We start from the raw sequence: 18230 nt of genomic DNA, 5'->3' as shown, positions 1-18230 counted from the left end.
CGGTTCCCGTGTCTCGCGGTGAACCCGCGAACCGGGAGGGGGAGTTGTGACGGCGGTCGGTACGGCGGGGGTGCGCGCGCCCGCGTGGCGCGGGGGGTTCGGGCGGCTGTGGAGCGCCGCCGTGATCTCCCGCTTCGGGGACGCGCTGCGAACCACCGCGCTGCCCCTGCTCGCCGTCCAACTCACGGACGATCCCCTGGTCATCGCCTCCGTGACCGCCTGCGCCTACCTCCCGTGGCTGCTGTTCGGCCTGCTCGGCGGGGCCGTCGCCGACCGGGTGGACCAGCGGCGCGCGATGTGGGCCGTGGACACCGTGCGCGGTCTGCTGGTCGCCGCCTTCGCGCTCGCCGTGGCCCTCGGGCACGCCTCCATCCCGCTGCTGCTCGCCCTCGCCTTCCTGCTGACGACCCTTCAGACGCTCTTCGACAACGCCGCCACGGCCCTGCTGCCCTCCCTGGTGGACGCCGAGACCCTCGGCGGGGCCAACGCCCGCCTGATGACCGGTCAACAGCTCGCGGGCGGTCTGCTGGCCGGCCCGGTCGTGCCGCTGCTGCTCGGCGTCGGCGCCTTCCTGCCGTTCGCGGCCGACGCGGGCACCTATCTGCTGGCCGCCGCCCTGGTGGCCTCCCTGCGGATACGACCGCCCGAGCGCGAGCCGCGCCCCGCCGGCAGCACCCTGCGCGCGGAGATCGGCGAAGGCCTGCGGCACCTGTGGGGCGACGGCGTCCTGCGGTCGATCTGCCTGGCCACCCTGCTGTGCAACATCGGCATGGGCGCCCTGATCGCCACGCTGGTGCTGCATGTGACGCGCTGGCTGCACGCGGGCGACACCGAGTTCGCCGCGGCGATGACCGTGTACGCGCTCGGCAGCCTCGTCGGGGGCTTCGTCGCCCAGCGGATCGCGGGCCGCGTCGGGCGGGCCCGGGCCCTGCTGCTCGGCGGGAGCGTCCAGACGGTGTCACTGCTGCTCATGGGCACGGTTCGGCACCTCGGCGCGCTGCTCGTGGGCATGCTGCTGCTCGGCATCATGAACATGGTGTGGAACGTCAACCAGGTCACGCTCATGCAGCAGCGCAGCCCCGCGTCCATGGTGGGCCGTATCGCCTCCGCCTTCCGGACGGCCTCCACCTCCGGCGCGCCGCTGGGCGCGCTGCTCGGCGGAGCGGCCGCCCGGGCCTTCGGCCTCAACACGCCCGCACTGCTGGCGGCTCTGCTCTTCGCACTCGCAGTCGCCGCGTTGATACCCGCGGGCAAGGCGGACGTACCTGTTGTTGCCCCGTACGACGGTGCCGCGACGGCTGACGTCCCCTCCTGATCAACTAGGTTGAGAGGCGCGGGGCAAGGACAGATGAGGAAAGAGGGCTGAAGTCCGACATGAACGCAGACGGCCGTACGAGGCTCAACCAGACGCCCGAGTGGACCGCTCTGGCCAAACACCGCGAGGAACTCGGCGAGGTGCGGCTGCGGGAGCTGTTCGCCGCCGACCCCGAGCGCGGCGCCGGGTACACGCTGCAGGTCGGTGACCTGCACATCGACTACTCCAAGCACCTCGTCACCGACGAGACGCTGCGCCACCTGCGCGAGCTGGCCGCAGCCACCGATGTCTTCGGCCTGCGGGACGCCATGTTCCGCGGCGAGAAGATCAACACCACCGAGGACCGCGCGGTCCTGCACACCGCGCTGCGCGCCCCTCGCGACGCGGTGATCGAGGTCGACGGGGAGAACGTCGTCCCGGCGGTGCACGCCGTCCTCGACAAGATGGCCGACTTCGCCGGCCGGGTCCGCTCCGGCGCCTGGACCGGTCACACCGGTCGGCGCATCCGGAACGTGGTGAACATCGGCATCGGCGGCTCCGACCTGGGCCCCGCGATGGCCTACGAGGTGCTCCGCGGCTACACCGACCGCGACCTCACGGTCCGCTTCGTGTCGAACGTGGACGGCGCCGACCTGCACGAGGCCACCCGCGACCTGGACCCGGCCGAGACGCTGTTCATCATCGCGTCCAAGACGTTCACCACCATCGAGACGATCACCAACGCGACCTCGGCCCGCACCTGGCTGCTGGGCGCGCTCGGCGACAACGCGGCCGTCGCCAAGCACTTCGTGGCGCTGTCGACCAACGCCGAGAAGGTCGCCGACTTCGGCATCGACACCGTCAACATGTTCGAGTTCTGGGACTGGGTCGGCGGCCGCTACTCCTACGACTCGGCGATCGGCCTGTCGCTGATGATCGCCATCGGCCCGGACCGCTTCCGCGAGATGCTCGACGGCTTCCACCTTGTCGACGAGCACTTCCGCACCGCCCCCGACGAGTCCAACGTGCCTTTGCTGCTGGGCCTGTTGGGCGTCTGGTACGGCAACTTCCACGACGCCCAGTCGCATGCCGTGCTGCCCTACAGCCACTACCTGTCCAAGTTCGCTGCCTACCTGCAGCAGCTGGACATGGAGTCCAACGGCAAGTACGTCGGCCGGGACGGCCGCGAGGTCGACTGGCAGACCGGCCCCGTCGTCTGGGGCACCCCGGGCACCAACGGGCAGCACGCCTACTACCAGTTGATCCACCAGGGCACGAAGCTCATCCCGGCCGACTTCATCGGCTTCGCCGAGCCGTCCGCCGAACTGAGTGCCGAACTGGAGGGCCAGCACGACCTGTTGATGGCGAACTTCTTCGCGCAGACCCAGGCGCTGGCCTTCGGCAAGACACCGGAGGAGGTGCGCGCGGAGGGCGTGCCCGAGGAACTGGTGGCCCACAAGACGTTCAAGGGCGACCACCCCACGACCACGATCCTGGCCCGTGAGCTGACCCCCTCGGTCCTCGGCCAGCTCGTCGCCCTCTACGAGCACAAGGTGTTCGTGCAGGGCGCGATCTGGAACATCGACTCCTTCGACCAGTGGGGCGTGGAGCTCGGCAAGGTCCTCGCCAAGCGCATCGAGCCGGCCTTGACGGAAGGCGCGGACGTCCCGGGGCTCGACGGGTCGACGAAGGCACTCGTGGCCAGGTACCGGGAACTGCGCGGCCGGTAGCGGCCGGTAGCCGACGCGGGAAGGAACGGGGAAGCGGGCGGCGGGAGTCCGTCCGCTTCCCGTAAAATCCGCGAGGATCACGCAGCGACGACTCGGGGGAGTGGAAGTTGGCCGGCACGCGCGGGAACTGGATGAGCGACAGACTGTCGATGCGGTCGATCCTGCAGCCGAAACAGGTGGCGCAGGCGTTGTACCACCCGGTGTGGATCCCGGCGTCGGTCGATCCGTCCGTGGATCGGCTCAAGAAGGCACGCATCATCGCCGGAGCCGTCGCGGCCTTCGGCGTGTACACCTTCGTGCAGCGCAAGTTCGCCTTCGAAGAAGTGCTGGAGAACATGCTGACGGCGTCCGTCGTCGTGCTCTTCATCACGCCGCTGACGGTCGGCGTGATGCTCTTCGTGTGGCGGCGTACCGGGACCGTCCGCCAGATGCGGGTGCCGCTCCTCAACTCGCTCAAGCTGCTGCTGTTCTTCATCGGCTCGGTCGTCGGGCTGGTGTTCCTGTGGCAGGGGACGATGACGCTCGGCGGCTTCTGGCTGGTGCCGCTCGGCTTCGCCGCGCTCTGGCTGACCGGCATGGTGATCTACGGAGCGGTGCAGGTCTCCGGGAACTTCTTCGGCACGGCCGCCGTCCACCGGTCCCTGCCTCCGCTGCTCGCCACGGTGACGACCTGGCTGATGGCTCTCCCCGACCTCGTCACGGGCGACCTGCACGGGCTGAGCCTCACCATGGGCATCGTCTTCATCCTGGGCGCGCCGCTGACCGTGACGAGCATCGCCCTGCTGGAGACGCGCCGGCTCAAGCGGCGCTACGGCATCCGCCTCTCGGCCCACCCGGCCACCCTGCCGCAGGCGTCCGCGGCCGCGCCGCCCCCGGTCCCGCCGCAGGGCCATCCGTACGGCCATCCGTACGGTCATCCCCAGGGGGCGCCGTACGCCCCGCCGCCGCAGAACCCGTACGGCGGCGGCCCCTACCAGCCCTACAACGGACAGAACCCGTACGGCGGTTGACCGTACGGGTTCCGTTGCGGGGCTTGCCGGGCGAGTGCGTCAGGGAGACGCGGGAGGGTACAGCGACCGCGGGAGCCGGGAGGCCGCCGCGGTGTCCAGGAGCCACAGGGTGCGGGCCCGGCCCTGCGCGCCCGCCGCGGGGGCCTGGATCTCGCCCGCGCCGGACAGGGCGATCGCCGCGGCCTGCGCCTTGTCCTCGCCGGCCGCGAGCAGCCACACCTCACGGGCCGACCGGATCGCCGGGAGGGTGAGGGTGACCCGGTTCGGCGGGGGCTTGGGCGCCCCGCGGACGCCGACCACCGTGCGCTCGGTCTCCCGTACGGCCGGCAGCTCCGGGAAGAGCGAGGCCACATGGGTGTCCGGGCCGACGCCCAGCATCAGGACGTCGAAGGTGGGCACGGCGCCGTGGTTCTCGGGGCCGGCCGCGCGGGCCAGCTCCTCGGCGTAGGCGGCCGCGGCCGCCTCCACGTCGGCGCCGTGGGGACCGTCGGACGCGGGCATGGCGTGCACGCGCTTCGGGTCCACGGGGACGGAGTCCAGCAGGGCCTCGCGGGCCTGGGTGACGTTGCGCTCCGGGTCGCCCTCGGGCAGGAACCGCTCATCGCCCCACCACAGGTCGAGACGGCCCCAGTCGATGGCGTCGCGGGCCGGCGCCGCGGCCAGCGCGGCCAGCAGACCGTTGCCGTTGCGGCCGCCCGTGAGGACCACGGACGCCTGACCCCGGGAGGCCTGGGCGTCCACGATCTTCGTGATCAGGCGGGCCGCGGCGGCCTGCGCCATCAGCTCCTTGTCGCGGTGCACGACCAGCTGGGGAGTGCTCACTGCGGATCCGCTTTCCTGACCGGGGGCATCTGCGCCGGAGTGGGCCGGTCCGCGTCACCGGCGCCCGACGGCGCGGCGGCCGGCTCGGCGGCCGGCTCGGCCGACGCGGTCGGCGCGGGCTTCCGGGCGGCCGCCGCCGGTTCCGGCACCCCGCGGACCGGGAGGGCCGGCGTGGGCTGAGCGCCCGCCCCGGCCCGCTCCTCGGCGCGCTCCTCCGCCGACTGGATCCCGCCGAGCCGGTCCACCCCGAAGCGCAGGGCGGACGCGTAGGTGTCGTCGGGGTCGAGCCTGCGCAGCTCCTCCGCGAGCAGCTCGGCCGTGTTGCGCCGCTTGAGCGCCACCGCGCGGTCGGGCTGGCCCGGCAGCGCCAGGGTGGCCATCGCGCCGTCCGACCGGTGCAGGGTGATGGGGCCCGCGGTGGTCTCCATCCGGACCTGGGTCAGACCGGGACCTGCGGAGACCGCGCGCCGGACGTGCACATGGAGCCGGTCGGCGAGCCACATGGCGAGCAGCTCGACGCTCGGGTTGGACTCCTCGCCCGCCACCTCGGCGGAGACGATCTCGCAGGAGATCTGGTCGAGGGCCGCGGCCAGCATCGAGCGCCACGGGGTGATCCGGGCCCACGCCAGGTCGGTGTCACCCGGTTCGTAGCTCTCGGCGCGCGCCCGCAGTTCGTTGATGGGCTTCTCGGCCGCGTAGCTGTCGGTGACCCGGCGCTGGCCCAGGGCCCCCAGCGGGTCGCCCGCCGGATCGCGCGGGGCGTCCACCGACCACCAGACCACCACCGGCGCGTCCGGCAGCAGCAGCGGCAGGACGACCGACTGGGCGTGGTCGGCGACCTCGCCGTACAGCCGCAGGATGACCGTCTCGCCGGTGCCCGCGTCCGCGCCCACCCGCACCTCGGCGTCGAGGCGGGAGTCGGTGCGGCCCCGGGCCGAGCGCGAGACCCGCTTGATGACCACGAGCGTGCGCGAGGGGTGCTCGTGCGACGCGTCGCCCGCCGCCTTCAGGGCGTCGTAGGCGTTCTCCTCGTCCGTCACGACGACGAGGGTGAGCACCATGCCGACGGCGGGGGTGCCGATGGCCCGGCGGCCCTTCACCAGCGCCTTGTTGATCTTGCTGGCAGTGGTGTCCGTGAGGTCTATCTTCATGGCCGGCGCCAGCTCCGTCCGTCTCGCTCGAGCATCTCGTCGGCTTCGACGGGCCCCCAGGTGCCCGACTGGTACTGGGCGGGCTTGCCGTGCTTGTCCCAGTACTGCTCGATCGGGTCGAGGATCTTCCAGGACAGCTCGACCTCTTCTGTGCGGGGGAAGAGGTTCGAGTCGCCCAGCAGCACGTCGAGGATGAGGCGCTCGTACGCCTCGGGGCTGGACTCGGTGAAGGACTCGCCGTAGGCGAAGTCCATCGACACGTCCCGGATCTCCATCGAGGTGCCGGGCACCTTCGAGCCGAAGCGGACCGTGATGCCCTCGTCGGGCTGGACCCGGATGACGATCGCGTTCGCGCCGAGCTCCTCGGTGGCCGTGGAGTCGAACGGGGAGTGCGGGGCCCGCTGGAAGACCACCGCGATCTCGGTGACCCGGCGGCCCAGCCGCTTGCCGGTGCGCAGATAGAAGGGGACGCCCGCCCAGCGGCGGTTGTCGACCTCGACCTTGATGGCCGCGTAGGTGTCGGTCTTCGACTTGGGGTCGATGCCGTCTTCCTGCAGATAGCCGACGGCCTTCTCGCCGCCCTGCCAGCCGGGCGCGTACTGACCGCGCACGGTGGCCAGGCCCAGGTCCTTCGGCAGCCGTACCGCGCCGAGCACCTTGGTCTTCTCGGCGGCCAGCGCGTCCGCGTCGAAGGAGGCCGGCTCCTCCATGGCCGTGAGGGCCATCAGCTGGAGCAGGTGGTTCTGGATGACGTCACGGGCGGCGCCGATGCCGTCGTAGTAGCCGGCCCGGCCGCCGATGCCGATGTCCTCGGCCATGGTGATCTGCACATGGTCCACGAAGGACCGGTTCCAGATCGGCTCGAACATGGTGTTGGCGAAGCGCAGCGCCAGGATGTTCTGGACGGTCTCCTTGCCCAGGTAGTGGTCGATGCGGAAGACCTGGTCCGGGGCGAAGACCTCGTGCACGACCTTGTTGAGCTCCTCGGCCGAGGCGAGGTCGTGGCCGAAGGGCTTCTCGATGACCGCGCGGCGCCAGGAGCCGCCCTCCTGGTCGGCCAGCCCGTGCTTCTTCAGCTGCTGGATGACCACCGGGAAGGAGCTCGGCGGCACGGACAGGTAGAAGGCGAAGTTGCCGCCCGTGCCCTGCGCCTTGTCGAGCTCCTCGATCGTCGAGCGCAGCCGCTCGAACGCGTCGTCGTCGTCGAAGACGCCCTGCACGAAGCGCATGCCCTGGACCAGCTGCTGCCAGACCTCCTCGCGGAAGGGCGTGCGGGCGTGCTCCTTGACCGCGTCGTGGACCTCCTGTGCGAAGTCCTCGTGCTTCCACTCGCGGCGGGCGAACCCGACCAGCGAGAAGCCCGGCGGGAGCAGACCCCGGTTGGCGAGGTCGTACACGGCGGGCATGAGCTTCTTCCGGGACAAATCGCCCGTGACGCCGAAGATGACCAGGCCCGACGGCCCCGCGATACGCGGGAGCCGTCGGTCTGCGGGGTCACGGAGCGGGTTGGCTCCGGATCCGGCAAGAGATGCCAAGGTGTCAGCCCTCCGAGGGGGCGAGGCGCTCCAGCTCTGCCTCGGTCGACTTGAGCAGGTCGTTCCAGGAGGCCTCGAACTTCTCGACGCCCTCGTCCTCGAGCAGCTGGACCACGTCGTCGTAGCTGATCCCGAGCTTCTCGACGGCGTCGAGCTCGGCACGGGCCTGCTCGTAGGTGCCGGCGATCGTGTCGCCCGTGATCTGACCGTGGTCCTCGGTGGCGAACAGGGTCGCCTCCGGCATGGTGTTCACCGTGTTGGGCGCCACCAGGTCGTCCACGTACAGGGTGTCCTTGTACGCGGGGTCCTTCACACCGGTAGAGGCCCACAGCGCACGCTGCTTGTTGGCGCCCGCCTTCTCCAGCGCGGCCCAGCGGCCGTTCGAGAAGACCTCTTCGTACGCCTGGTAGGCGAGCCGCGCGTTGGCGACGCCGGCCTTGCCGCGGGCGGCCTTGGCCTCGTCGGTGCCGAGCGCGTCGAGCCGCTTGTCGATCTCGGTGTCGACGCGGGAGACGAAGAACGACGCCACGGAGTGGATCAGGGACAGGTCCAGGCCCTTGGCCTGCGCCTTCTCCAGGCCCGCCAGGTAGGCGTCCATGACCTCGCGGTAGCGCTCCAGCGAGAAGATCAGCGTGACGTTGACGCTGATGCCGTTGCCGATGACCTCGGTGATGGCCGGCAGACCCGCCTTGGTGGCCGGGATCTTGATCAGCGTGTTGGGCCGGTCGACCAGCCAGGCGAGCTGCTTGGCCTCGGCGACCGTCGGCGCCGTGTGGTGCGCCAGGCGCGGGTCGACCTCGATCGACACCCGGCCGTCCTGGCCGCCGGTGGCGTCGTAGACCGGGCGCAGGATGTCGGCGGCGTCCCGGACGTCCGCCGTCGTGATCATGCGGATGGCCTCTTCGACGGTGACCTTGCGGGCGGCGAGGTCGGCGAGCTGCTGCTCGTAGCCGTCGCCGCTGCTGATCGCCTTCTGGAAGATCGACGGGTTGGTGGTGACGCCCACGACGTGCTGCTGGTCGATCAGTTCGGCGAGGTTGCCGGACGTGATCCGCTTGCGCGACAGGTCGTCCAGCCAGATCGCGACGCCCTCCTCGGAGAGGCGCTTGAGTGCGTCTGTCATGGAAATTGCATCTCCTACGTGTCGTATGTGAGCGTCAGCGCTGGGCGGCGGTGAGGGATTCCCGGGCCTTCGCGGCCACGTTCTCGGCAGTGAAGCCGTACTCCTGGAAGAGGACCTTGCCGTCGGCGGAAGCACCGAAGTGCTCCAGGGAAACGATGCGACCGGCGTCCCCGACGTACTTGTGCCAGGTCAGTCCGATGCCCGCCTCGACCGAGACGCGGGCCTTGACGGACGGGGGCAGCACGCTGTCCCGGTACGCCTGGTCCTGCTCCTCGAACCACTCCACGGACGGCATGGACACGACTCGCGTCGGCACACCGTCGGCTTCCAGCTGCTCGCGCGCCTCGACGGCGATGTGCACCTCGGAGCCGGTCGCGATGAGGATGACCTCCGGCGTGCCGCCCGAGGCGTCGAACAGCGTGTAACCGCCGCGCGCGGTGTCCTCGTTGGACTCGTACGTCGGCACGCCCTGGCGGGTGAGGGCCAGACCGTGCGGGGCGCCCTTGCCGAAGACCTTGGTGTGGCGCTTGAGGATCTCGCGCCAGGCGATCGCGGTCTCGTTGGCGTCGGCCGGGCGGACGACGTTCAGGCCGGGGATGGCGCGCAGCGCGGCGATGTGCTCGACCGGCTGGTGGGTGGGGCCGTCCTCGCCGAGACCGATGGAGTCGTGGGTCCACACGTAGGTCACCGGCAGGTGCATCAGCGCGGACAGCCGGACGGCGTTGCGCATGTAGTCGGAGAACACCAGGAAGGTGCCTCCGTAGATACGGGTGTTGCCGTGCAGCGCGATGCCGTTCATCTCCGCGGCCATGGAGTGCTCGCGGATGCCGAAGTGGATCGTGCGGCCGTACGGGTCCGCCTCCGACAGCGGGTTGTCCGCGGGGAGGAAGGACGACGTCTTGTCGATCGTCGTGTTGTTCGAGCCCGCGAGGTCGGCCGAGCCGCCCCACAGCTCGGGGATGATCGCGCCGAGCGCCTGGAGCACCTTGCCGGACGCGGCGCGGGTGGCGACGCCCTTGCCGGGCTCGAAGACCGGGAGCTTCTCCTCCCAGCCGGCCGGCAGCTCGCCCGCGGCGATGCGGTCGAACTCGGCGGCCCGCGCCGGGTTTTCGTCGCGCCACAGCTGGAAGGACTTCTCCCAGTCCGCCTTCGCGTCGGCGCCCCGGTCGAGCGCCCTGCGGGTGTGGGCGATGACCTCGTCGGCGACCTCGAAGGACTGCTCGGGGTCGAAGCCGAGGACGCGCTTGGTGGCCGCGACCTCGTCGTCGCCGAGCGCCGAGCCGTGCGCGGCCTCGGTGTTCTGCGCGTTCGGGGCGGGCCAGGCGATGATCGAGCGCATCGCGATGAAGGACGGCTTGTCCGTCACCTGCTTCGCGGCCTCGATCGCGTTGTAGAGGGCGTGCGGGTCCAGGTCGCCGTCCGGCTTCGGGGCGACGCGCTGCACATGCCAGCCGTACGCCTCGTACCGCTTGACCGTGTCCTCGGAGACGGCCGTCTCCGTGTCGCCCTCGATCGAGATGTGGTTGTCGTCCCACAGCAGGACCAGGTTGCCCAGCTTCTGGTGGCCGGCCATCGAGGACGCCTCCGCGGAGATGCCCTCCTGCAGACAGCCGTCACCCGCGATCGCGTACACGAAGTGATCGAAGGGCGACTCGCCCTGCGCGGCCTCCGGGTCGAACAGACCGCGCTCGTAGCGGGCGGCCATCGCCATGCCGACGGCGTTGGCGACACCCTGGCCCAGCGGGCCGGTCGTCGTCTCGACGCCGGTGGTGTGGCCGTACTCCGGGTGACCCGGGGTCTTCGAACCCCACGTACGGAACGACTTCAGGTCCTCCAGCTCCAGGCCGAAGCCGGCCAGGTACAGCTGGGTGTAGAGGGTCAGGGACGAGTGGCCGGCGGACAGCACGAAGCGGTCGCGGCCGACCCAGTCGGCGTCCGCCGGGTCGTGCCGCATCACCTTCTGGAAGAGGGTGTACGCGGCAGGCGCCAGGCTCATCGCCGTACCGGGATGGCCGTTGCCGACCTTCTGTACGGCATCGGCGGCCAGGACGCGGGCGGTGTCCACGGCCCGCTGGTCCAACTCGGTCCACTCGAGGTCTGTGGTGGTCGGCTTGGTGCTCACCCTGGGTCAGGGCTCCTCTCCACATGTCACGCATGTCGAATGCCGGTGCACGCGGCGCCCACCGGCCGTTGTCGAGCCTACCCCCGTCAGAACGTGCAATTTTTCGAGTCATTCCAGACTGCCGGGAGTCTTCGGGATCCGCCTCCCGACCGGTGTGTTTCCTGTTCGGCATGTGAATACGGAGGCGCTCGTACGAGTGCTCAACGGAGTGCCGATCAGCTCTTCCGGGGCCGCCTCCCAACACGACCCCACCCCCGCGAATGTCGGGGTATGGGCAACGTCTACAGTGGCGTGGTACGCGCGAGCCTTTACGGGGAGTTCACACCCGCGGGCTTGCTGGGAGTCTCTGTCAGGGGTGTGCGTGACGGCCGTTGAATCCCGTCCAGTGGGGATGATCGGGACGAGCCAGAGCCCGAGCCGGCGGCCGTTCGGGGCCCGGGTCAAGGCATTCGTGGCGCTGACCAAGCCGCGGATCATCGAGCTGCTGCTGATCACCACCGTCCCGGTGATGTTCCTGGCGCAGCAGGGCGTTCCGGACCTCGGCCTGGTGGTGCTGACCTGCCTCGGCGGCTACCTCTCCGCGGGCGGCGCCAATGCGCTCAACATGTACATCGACCGTGACATCGACGCGCTGATGGACCGCACCTCGCAGCGTCCGCTGGTCACCGGGATGGTCAGCCCGCGTGAGTGCCTCGCCTTCGGCTTCACCCTCGCGGTGGTCTCGACGCTGTTGTTCGGTCTGACCGTCAACTGGCTGTCGGCGTGGCTCGCCCTCGGCGCGCTCCTCTTCTACGTCGTCGTCTACACGATGATCCTCAAGCGGCGCACCTCGCAGAACATCGTGTGGGGCGGCATCGCCGGCTGCATGCCGGTGCTGATCGGCTGGTCGGCCGTGACGAACTCGATGTCCTGGGCGCCGGTCGTCCTCTTCCTCGTCATGTTCTTCTGGACGCCGCCGCACTACTGGCCGCTGTCCATGAAGGTGCGGGACGACTACGCGCGCGTGGGCGTGCCGATGCTGCCGGTCGTCGCCTCCAACAAGGTCGTCGCCAAGCAGATCGTCCTCTACAGCTGGGTGATGGTCGTCGTCTCGCTGCTGCTGACCCCGCTCGGCTACACCGGCTGGTTCTACACCTCGGTCGCGCTGGTGGCCGGCGGCTGGTGGCTGTGGGAGGCGCACGCGCTGCAGAACCGCGCGAAGGCCGAGAGCACGGGCGGGAAGCTGAAGGAGATGCGGCTGTTCCACTGGTCCATCACCTATGTGTCGCTGCTCTTCGTGGCGGTCGCGGTGGACCCCTTCCTGCGCTGACGGGTCACTGAGCCGGTCCGTGCGACGGCCGGGGTGCGTGGTCAAGGCCACGCACCCCGGCCGTCGCCGTTCGATCTACCCGTCGGTAGCATCCTGGCCATGGCAGACACCAAGCAGGACGTGAAGGCCGAGCGCACCGCGACGCGGCTCGCCAAGCAGATCAGCGCCTTCTCCAAGGAGCACGGCGGGGCCGAGGGCCAGGTCGCGTACATCGGCGAGCGCGGCGCCCGGATCGTCCTCGTCGGCGAGGACGGCGGCTGGGGCGACCTGGTGGCCCCCTCGGTCGCGGTCGCCGAGAAGGCCGTCGAGAAGGCCGGGATCACCGTCCACGAGTCCTTCGACGGCGAGTTCGCGTCGAAGGTGACCACGGGCCGCTACGAGTGGACCCGGATGGCGGGCATCCAGGTCGGCGGACCGAAGAACGGCTGAGCAGCAACAAACGGCTGCGCAGCAACACCTGACACCCCGGTCACCCGTTAGGCCCCGTGGAAGCGACGTGGTCCAGCTCCCGGGGAGTCCGGATGATCGAAACGCCGTCCTTGGTGGACCAGTACTGCCACGGCGTCCTGAGAACGGAGCTGGGTCTCGGCACGTTCGAGGCCCAGCTGGCCCGCACCGAGGGCCCGCCCGCCCCGGGCACGACGCTCTTCGACACCCAGACGGGGTTCGCGGTACGCCGTTGGTGTCCGCCGCTGCTCGGCCTGGAACCGCACGCGCCGCCCGCCCGCTATCTCGCCCGGCGTCGTGAACTCGGCGTACTGGAATCGGGCCGCCGGCTGCTGCGCGGCAGCGGCATCACGACGTATCTGGTCGACACGGGCCTGCCCGGCGACCTCACCGGACCGGGCGAGCTGGCCTCCGCGGGTGCCGCCGAGGCGCGCGAGATCGTGCGGCTGGAACTTCTCGCGGAGCAGGTCGCCGACACCTCCGGCACCGTCGAGTCCTTCCTCGCCAACCTCGCCGAGGCGGTCCACGCGGCCGCCGCGAACGCCGTGGCCTTCACCTCCGTCGCGGGCGTCCGGCACGGCCTCGCCCTCGCGCCCGAACCGCCCGGCCCGGGTGAGGTGCGCGGTGCGGCGGGCCGCTGGCTGGCCGCGCGCCGGGTCGGCGGCGAGCTGAGCGACCCGGTGCTGCTGCGGCACCTGCTGTGGATCGCCGTCGCCTCGGGCCTGCCGCTGCAACTGCACGCGGGACTCGGGGCGCCGGGGGCGCGCATCGACCGCACCGACCCCGTCCTGCTCACCGACTTCGTCCGCGCCACGGCCGGCCTCGGCACCGACCTCGTCCTGCTGCACGGCTACCCGTACCACCGGCACGCCGCGCATCTCGCCGGAGTCTTCTCGCATGTGTACGCGGACTCCGGCGCGGCCCTCGTACGGACCGGCGCCCGCGCCGGGACGATCCTCGCGGAGATCCTGGAACTGGCCCCCTTCGGCAAGATCCTGTTCTCCAGCGGGGCCCAGGGGCTGCCCGAGCTGCATGTGGTCGGGGCACGGCTGTTCCGCGAGGCCCTGGCCCGGGTGCTGGGCACCTGGGTCGCGGAGGGCGCGTGGTCGTTGACGGACGCCCAGCGGGTGGCGGGCCTGATCGCGGCGGGCAACGCGCGCAGGGTGTACGGGCTGGGGTGAGCTGGACAGACTGGGCGGATGACGACCCGCACGGACGCTTTGCTCGAACGCTTCCTGGCCGAGCTCGCCGAGCTGTCGCCGGCGGGCCCGGTCGCCGTCTGGGCGCACGGCTCGCTCGCCGGGGGCGACTACCAGGAGGGCCGCAGCGACCTGGACCTCGTCGCGGTGCCGGCCGGACCCCTCACCCCGCGCGCGGTGTGGGACCTGGCCCGGCTGCACGCCCGGCTGCGCGGCGAGCCGCTCGCCCCGCAGCTGCACTGCACCTACCTGACCCCCGCCAGGGCGGCAGAGCCGGGGCGGCGGCACCTGACGTGGGCCCACGGCGAGCTGTTCCGGCGGACCGTCACCCCGGTGACCCGGCGCGAACTGCACGACTTCGGCCGGGTGCTGCACGGGCAGTCGCCCCGCGCCCTCCTCCCGCCGGTGACGGACCGCGAACTCGGTGACTTCGTCGTCCGCGACCAGCGGGACTTCTGGCGGCCCGCGCTCGACAAGGCAGACCTCTGGCACCGTGACGTCTGGGTCGACCTGGGGCTGCTGACGTACGCCCGGGCCACCGTCACCCTGCGCGAGGGCCGGCTCGTCTCCAAGCGAGAGGCACTGGACGCGCTGCCCGGGCTCGGGGCGCCGGTGGAGGTCGTCGAGGACATCGAGCGACGCCGGTACGGGCGGCCGGGGCAGCCGGACGGGCCATGGCTCGACCGCCGGGGCGAGCTGACCCGGGGCTACCTGGGACCGGCGATCGACGACCTCGTGAAGACGTACGGCTGAAGCGCGTAAGGCCGAAGCAGGCGCGGGTCTACGCGCGCGTGCCGACCGTCGCCTCGGTCGCCGGGCCCGGCAGGTCGATCGTCGTCAGGGGGCGTTCGCGCAGCGCCAGCAGTACGCGCAGCACCGCGATCCACACCAGGCACGAGCCGAACATGTGCGCGCCGACCAGGACCTCCGGGAGGTCCGTGAAGTACTGGACGTAGCCGATGGCGCCCTGGGCGAGGAGGACCAGGAACAGCTCGCGGGTGCGGTCCAGGGGGCCCTTGGGGGCGTCGACCGCCTTCAGGACGAACCACAGGGCGAAGGTCAGCGTCACCACGATCCAGGCCAGCACGGCGTGCAGCTTGGCCACCGTCTCCCAGTCCAGCGGCATCCGCTCGACCTCGCTGGAGTCGCCGGCGTGCGGACCGGAGCCGGTGACCACCGTGCCGACGGCGATCAGCAGCGCCGAGGCGACCACCAGGAACCACACCAGCTGCTGCACGGACGCGCCGACCAACGGCTTGGGCGCCGCGTCACCCTCCCGGGTGCGCTGCCACATCAGCGTGGCGACGGCGGTGAGCGCCGAGGCGAGCAGGAAGTGCGCCGCGACCGTGTACGGGTTGAGGCCGACGAGCACCACGATCCCGCCGAGGACCGCGTTGCCCATCACCAGCCAGAACTGCGCCCACCCCAGCCGGGTCAGGCTCCGGCGGTACGGCTTCTCCGAGCGCGCGGCGATGATCGCCCAGCCGACGGCGGCGCAGAGCACGTACGTCAGCATGCGGTTGCCGAACTCGATGGCGCCGTGGAAGCCCATCGCGCTGGTCGCGGTGAGCGAGTCGTCGGTGCACTTCGGCCAGGTCGGGCAGCCCAGGCCGGAGCCCGTGAGCCGGACGGCACCGCCGGTGACCACGATGACCACCGACATCACGAGCGCGAAGAGGGCCGCTCGCTGAACCGTCCGGGGTGTGGGGGTCCAGCGTGCGGCGATGAAGACGAGGGGGTTGCGCACGGCGGCTACGGCGTCGGCACGGGTCACTTTTGGCACGCGTCCCATCGTAGGCGGCCGCTTGTGCACGCTTTCACGAGGGTCCCCCGTGTCGCCGGTCTCCGCTGCTCGTGGCTACTCCCAGCGGAAGAACTTCCCCGCCGCCGCGAGTCCGACGACCGCCCACCCGGCCAGGATCCCCAGGTCGCCCCAGGGCATGCCCGCGCCGTGCTGGAGGACGTCCCGCAGGCCGTCGGAGAGGGCGGTGATCGGGAGCAGGCCGAGCACGTCCTGGGCGGTCGGCGGGAACTTGTCGAGCGGGACGATCACCCCGCCGCCCACGAGGAGCAGCAGGAAGACCAGGTTGGCCGCGGCCAGCGTCGCCTCGGCCTTCAGGGTGCCCGCCATCAGCAGACCGAGGCCGGAGAAGGCGGCCGTGCCCAGGACGAGCAGGAGCAGCACGGCCAGCACGCCTTTGAATGTCCCAGCGCCGTGCGGGTCCCAGCCCAGCGCGAAGGCGATCGCGGTCAGCAGGATCACCTGGAGGATCTCCGTGACCAGCACCGACAGCGTCTTCGCCGTCATCAGGCCCCAGCGGGGCAGGGGCGAGACGGCGAGCCGCTTCAGCACCCCGTAGCGGCGTTCGAAGCCGGTCGCGATGGCCTGCCCGGTGAACGCCGTCGACAGCACGGCGAGCGCGAGGATGCCGGGGGCGAGGAAGTCCACCGCCTTGCCCGCACCGGTGTCGACGATGTCCACGCTGCCGAACAGGGCCAGCAGCAGCGCCGGGATCACCACGGTGAGCAGCAGCTGCTCGCCGTTGCGCAGGAGCATCTTCGTCTCCAGCGCCGCCTGCGTCGCGATCATGCGGGGGAGGGGGGCCGCGCCGGGCCGGGGGGTGTAGGTGCCAGTGGCGGTCACGAGCGCAGCTCCTTGCCGGTCAGCTCAAGAAAGACGTCTTCGAGGGTGTGCCGTTCCACCGAGATCCGGTCCGGCATCACCCCGTGCTGCGCACACCACGAGGTGACCGTGGCGAGCAGTTGCGGGTCGACCTTGCCGTTGACCCGGTAGGAGCCCGGGGTCAGCTCGGCGGCGCCGCTGTCGGCGGGCAGGGCCTTGAGCAGCGAGGCGACGTCGAGGCCGGGGCGGCCGGTGAAGCGCAGGGTGTTCTCGGCGCCGCCGCGGCACAGCTCCTCGGGGGAGCCCTGGGCGATGACCCGGCCCGCGTCGATGATCGCGACGTCGTCGGCGAGCTGTTCGGCCTCGTCCATGTGGTGGGTGGTCAGGATGACCGAGACGCCGTCCGCCCGCAGGTCCCGTACGAGCTCCCAGGTGGCGCGGCGGGCCTGTGGGTCGAGGCCGGCCGTCGGTTCGTCCAGGAACACCAGCTCCGGGCGGCCGACGACGGCCATGGCCAGCGCGAGGCGCTGCTGCTGGCCGCCGGAGAGGCGACGGTAGGTCGTGCGGCCGCAGGAGCCGAGGCCGAGGCGTTCGACGAGGGCGTCGACGTCCAGCGGGTGGGCGTGCAGCCCGGCCACGTGCCGGAGCATCTCGTCGGCCCGCGCACCCGAGTACACACCCCCCGACTGGAGCATCACCCCGATTCTGGGGCGCAGGTCGGAGGCTTGTCGCACCGGGTCGAGGCCGAGGACGGACACCGTGCCGGAGTCCGGCTTGCGGTACCCCTCGCAGGTCTCGATCGTGGTCGTCTTGCCGGCGCCGTTGGGTCCGAGGACGGCGGTGACGCCCGGCCCGGCCGTCAGGTCGAGGCCGTTCACCGCGGTCTTCGTCCCGTACCGCTTCACCAGGGCCTGGACCTGGACGACAGGCTCACTTCGCATGGCTCAAGAGTCTAGGTTCGCGGACGGGGGCTCGGACCGGGGGGTACGGGAAGCGGCCATTCGCGACGGCGGCTGCGGCGGGCGTGTTCAGAATTCGTCCTCGCGGGACCGGTGCAGGGGCAGCCACCGCTGGGCGTAGGCCACGGCGTCCGCGACCGGAAACAGCCGTACGTCGGCCGCGCCCGCCCTGCCCCGGACGACGGCACGGTCGCGTTCGAAGTCGTGGCCCAGTTCGTCGAAGCGGTCGGAGTCGATCGACACCTCGGTCACCGCCTCCCAGCCGCCGTCGGCTCCCGGCCGGCCCACCGTGACGACGGGGGCCGGTATCCGGTACTCGGCCAGGTGGAAGCTGGTGCAGGTGTCGTAGCCGGCGCCCAGGAGCAGCACGCGTGCCCCGAGCTTCTCCAGCCGGGCCAGCGGGCTGCGCTCGCCGAGCCGGCAGTCGGGGGAGTGGCCCTCGACCACCTCCGCGGCCCGCGCCCCGAGCGCCGCGAACGATGTCTGCGGGTGGCCGCTGCGCAGCGCGCCGGGCCAGGTGCGGACCGTCTCCGGGATCACGCCGACGCCGCGGGAGGGGGTGACGAGGGGGTCGTAGGCGGGCATGCTCGCCCGGATCCGCTCCCACCACTGCTCGGGGACCGGCGGATTGCTCCACAGGGCGGGGTCGGACAGGTCGCCGGACTGGGTGGGGACCACGAGTGTGCCGTCCGGGCCGACCGTGTCGAGCAGCGCTCGCACGACCGCGACGGCGCCTCCGCACACCCAGCCGAGTGAGCTGAGCGAGGAGTGCACGAGCAGGATCTCGCCGGGTTCGACGCCCAGTGCGCGGAGCTCCGCCGTCAGGGTGTCCTGGGTGACAAGTGGGCCGGTGGGAGGTGGTGTGGGCATGGTCCGGCAGTGTCCTCGCGGAGGGCTTCGGGGGCC

General features: G+C 71.4%; 16 protein-coding genes. 7 read left to right on the top strand and 9 right to left on the bottom strand.

The genetic code is table 11. The features are described from left to right. Positions 1-121: 121 nt before the first annotated feature. From ABZ725_RS36830 to ABZ725_RS36820, 3 genes are all read left to right on the top strand, one after another. Positions 122-1315: an MFS transporter gene (locus ABZ725_RS36830; protein WP_358806813.1), complete on the top strand. Its 1194-nt coding sequence runs from the start codon at positions 122-124 to the stop codon at positions 1313-1315. 59 nt (positions 1316-1374) lie between these two features. Continuing rightward, positions 1375-3024 (top strand): glucose-6-phosphate isomerase, encoded by a 1650-nt coding sequence (gene pgi, locus ABZ725_RS36825; protein ID WP_358806753.1) that lies wholly within the window; start codon positions 1375-1377, stop codon positions 3022-3024. A gap of 131 nt (positions 3025-3155) precedes the next feature. Further along, positions 3156-4034 carry a hypothetical protein gene (locus tag ABZ725_RS36820; protein ID WP_358806752.1) on the top strand — a complete coding sequence of 293 codons (879 nt, stop codon included), beginning with the start codon at positions 3156-3158 and terminating at the stop codon, positions 4032-4034. A gap of 39 nt (positions 4035-4073) precedes the next feature. On the opposite strand, the gene pgl is transcribed toward ABZ725_RS36820, so the two are convergent. Genes pgl through tkt form a run of 5 tightly spaced genes read right to left on the bottom strand, consistent with a single transcriptional unit; the run spans position 4074 to position 10787 of the window. After that, positions 4074-4856, bottom strand: a complete 783-nt coding sequence (pgl, locus tag ABZ725_RS36815; protein WP_351918898.1) for a 6-phosphogluconolactonase — start codon at positions 4854-4856, stop codon at positions 4074-4076. Beyond that, the gene (gene opcA, locus ABZ725_RS36810; protein ID WP_358806751.1) at positions 4853-6007 is read right to left on the bottom strand and encodes a glucose-6-phosphate dehydrogenase assembly protein OpcA; all 1155 of its coding nucleotides are present in this window, start codon (positions 6005-6007) and stop codon (positions 4853-4855) included. The genes pgl and opcA overlap by 4 nt, the downstream gene beginning before the upstream one ends. Beyond that, entirely contained in the window at positions 6004-7542 is a 1539-nt protein-coding gene (gene zwf, locus ABZ725_RS36805; RefSeq protein ID WP_351918901.1) for a glucose-6-phosphate dehydrogenase, read from the bottom strand. Before zwf ends, opcA begins: the two co-directional genes overlap by 4 nt. 4 nt (positions 7543-7546) lie before the next feature. Beyond that, positions 7547-8665, bottom strand: coding sequence for a transaldolase (tal, locus tag ABZ725_RS36800; RefSeq protein ID WP_358806750.1), 1119 nt, complete (start codon positions 8663-8665; stop codon positions 7547-7549). A gap of 34 nt (positions 8666-8699) precedes the next feature. Beyond that, positions 8700-10787 (bottom strand): transketolase, encoded by a 2088-nt coding sequence (gene tkt, locus ABZ725_RS36795; RefSeq protein ID WP_358806749.1) that lies wholly within the window; start codon positions 10785-10787, stop codon positions 8700-8702. A 391-nt stretch (positions 10788-11178) separates the two neighbouring features. Here tkt and ABZ725_RS36790 point away from each other — a divergent pair, with 391 nt between their 5' ends. The 4 genes from ABZ725_RS36790 to ABZ725_RS36775 all read left to right on the top strand — a co-directional run bounded on the left by ABZ725_RS36790 (position 11179) and on the right by ABZ725_RS36775 (position 14495). After that, positions 11179-12096 carry a heme o synthase gene (locus ABZ725_RS36790; protein ID WP_358806748.1) on the top strand — a complete coding sequence of 306 codons (918 nt, stop codon included), beginning with the start codon at positions 11179-11181 and terminating at the stop codon, positions 12094-12096. A 99-nt stretch (positions 12097-12195) separates the two neighbouring features. Next, complete coding sequence (locus tag ABZ725_RS36785) at positions 12196-12525, top strand: hypothetical protein (protein ID WP_358806747.1); 330 nt, start codon at positions 12196-12198, stop codon at positions 12523-12525. Positions 12526-12617: 92 nt separating this feature from the next. Then, positions 12618-13724: an amidohydrolase family protein gene (locus ABZ725_RS36780; protein ID WP_351918909.1), complete on the top strand. Its 1107-nt coding sequence runs from the start codon at positions 12618-12620 to the stop codon at positions 13722-13724. Between the two features lie 18 nt (positions 13725-13742). After that, entirely contained in the window at positions 13743-14495 is a 753-nt protein-coding gene (locus tag ABZ725_RS36775) for a nucleotidyltransferase domain-containing protein (protein ID WP_358806746.1), read from the top strand. Positions 14496-14523: 28 nt separating this feature from the next. Here ABZ725_RS36775 and ABZ725_RS36770 read toward each other — a convergent pair whose 3' ends face one another. The 4 genes from ABZ725_RS36770 to ABZ725_RS36755 form a co-directional block, all read right to left on the bottom strand. Next, positions 14524-15534 carry a COX15/CtaA family protein gene (locus ABZ725_RS36770; RefSeq protein WP_351918913.1) on the bottom strand — a complete coding sequence of 337 codons (1011 nt, stop codon included), beginning with the start codon at positions 15532-15534 and terminating at the stop codon, positions 14524-14526. 66 nt (positions 15535-15600) lie between these two features. Next, a complete protein-coding gene (locus tag ABZ725_RS36765) occupies positions 15601-16332 on the bottom strand; it encodes an ABC transporter permease (protein WP_358806812.1) in 732 nt (243 codons plus the stop codon). A 50-nt stretch (positions 16333-16382) separates the two neighbouring features. Next, positions 16383-17306: an ABC transporter ATP-binding protein gene (locus tag ABZ725_RS36760; protein ID WP_358806745.1), complete on the bottom strand. Its 924-nt coding sequence runs from the start codon at positions 17304-17306 to the stop codon at positions 16383-16385. An 87-nt stretch (positions 17307-17393) separates the two neighbouring features. Beyond that, positions 17394-18194 (bottom strand): AAC(3) family N-acetyltransferase, encoded by an 801-nt coding sequence (locus ABZ725_RS36755; RefSeq protein ID WP_358806744.1) that lies wholly within the window; start codon positions 18192-18194, stop codon positions 17394-17396. Positions 18195-18230: the final 36 nt, after the last annotated feature.

The organism is Streptomyces sp. NPDC006872 (assembly GCF_040635845.1).
Taxonomy (GTDB): domain Bacteria; phylum Actinomycetota; class Actinomycetes; order Streptomycetales; family Streptomycetaceae; genus Streptomyces.
The sequence above is the reverse complement of the archived record's forward strand: the minus strand, read 5'-3'. Positions and strand labels throughout refer to the sequence as shown.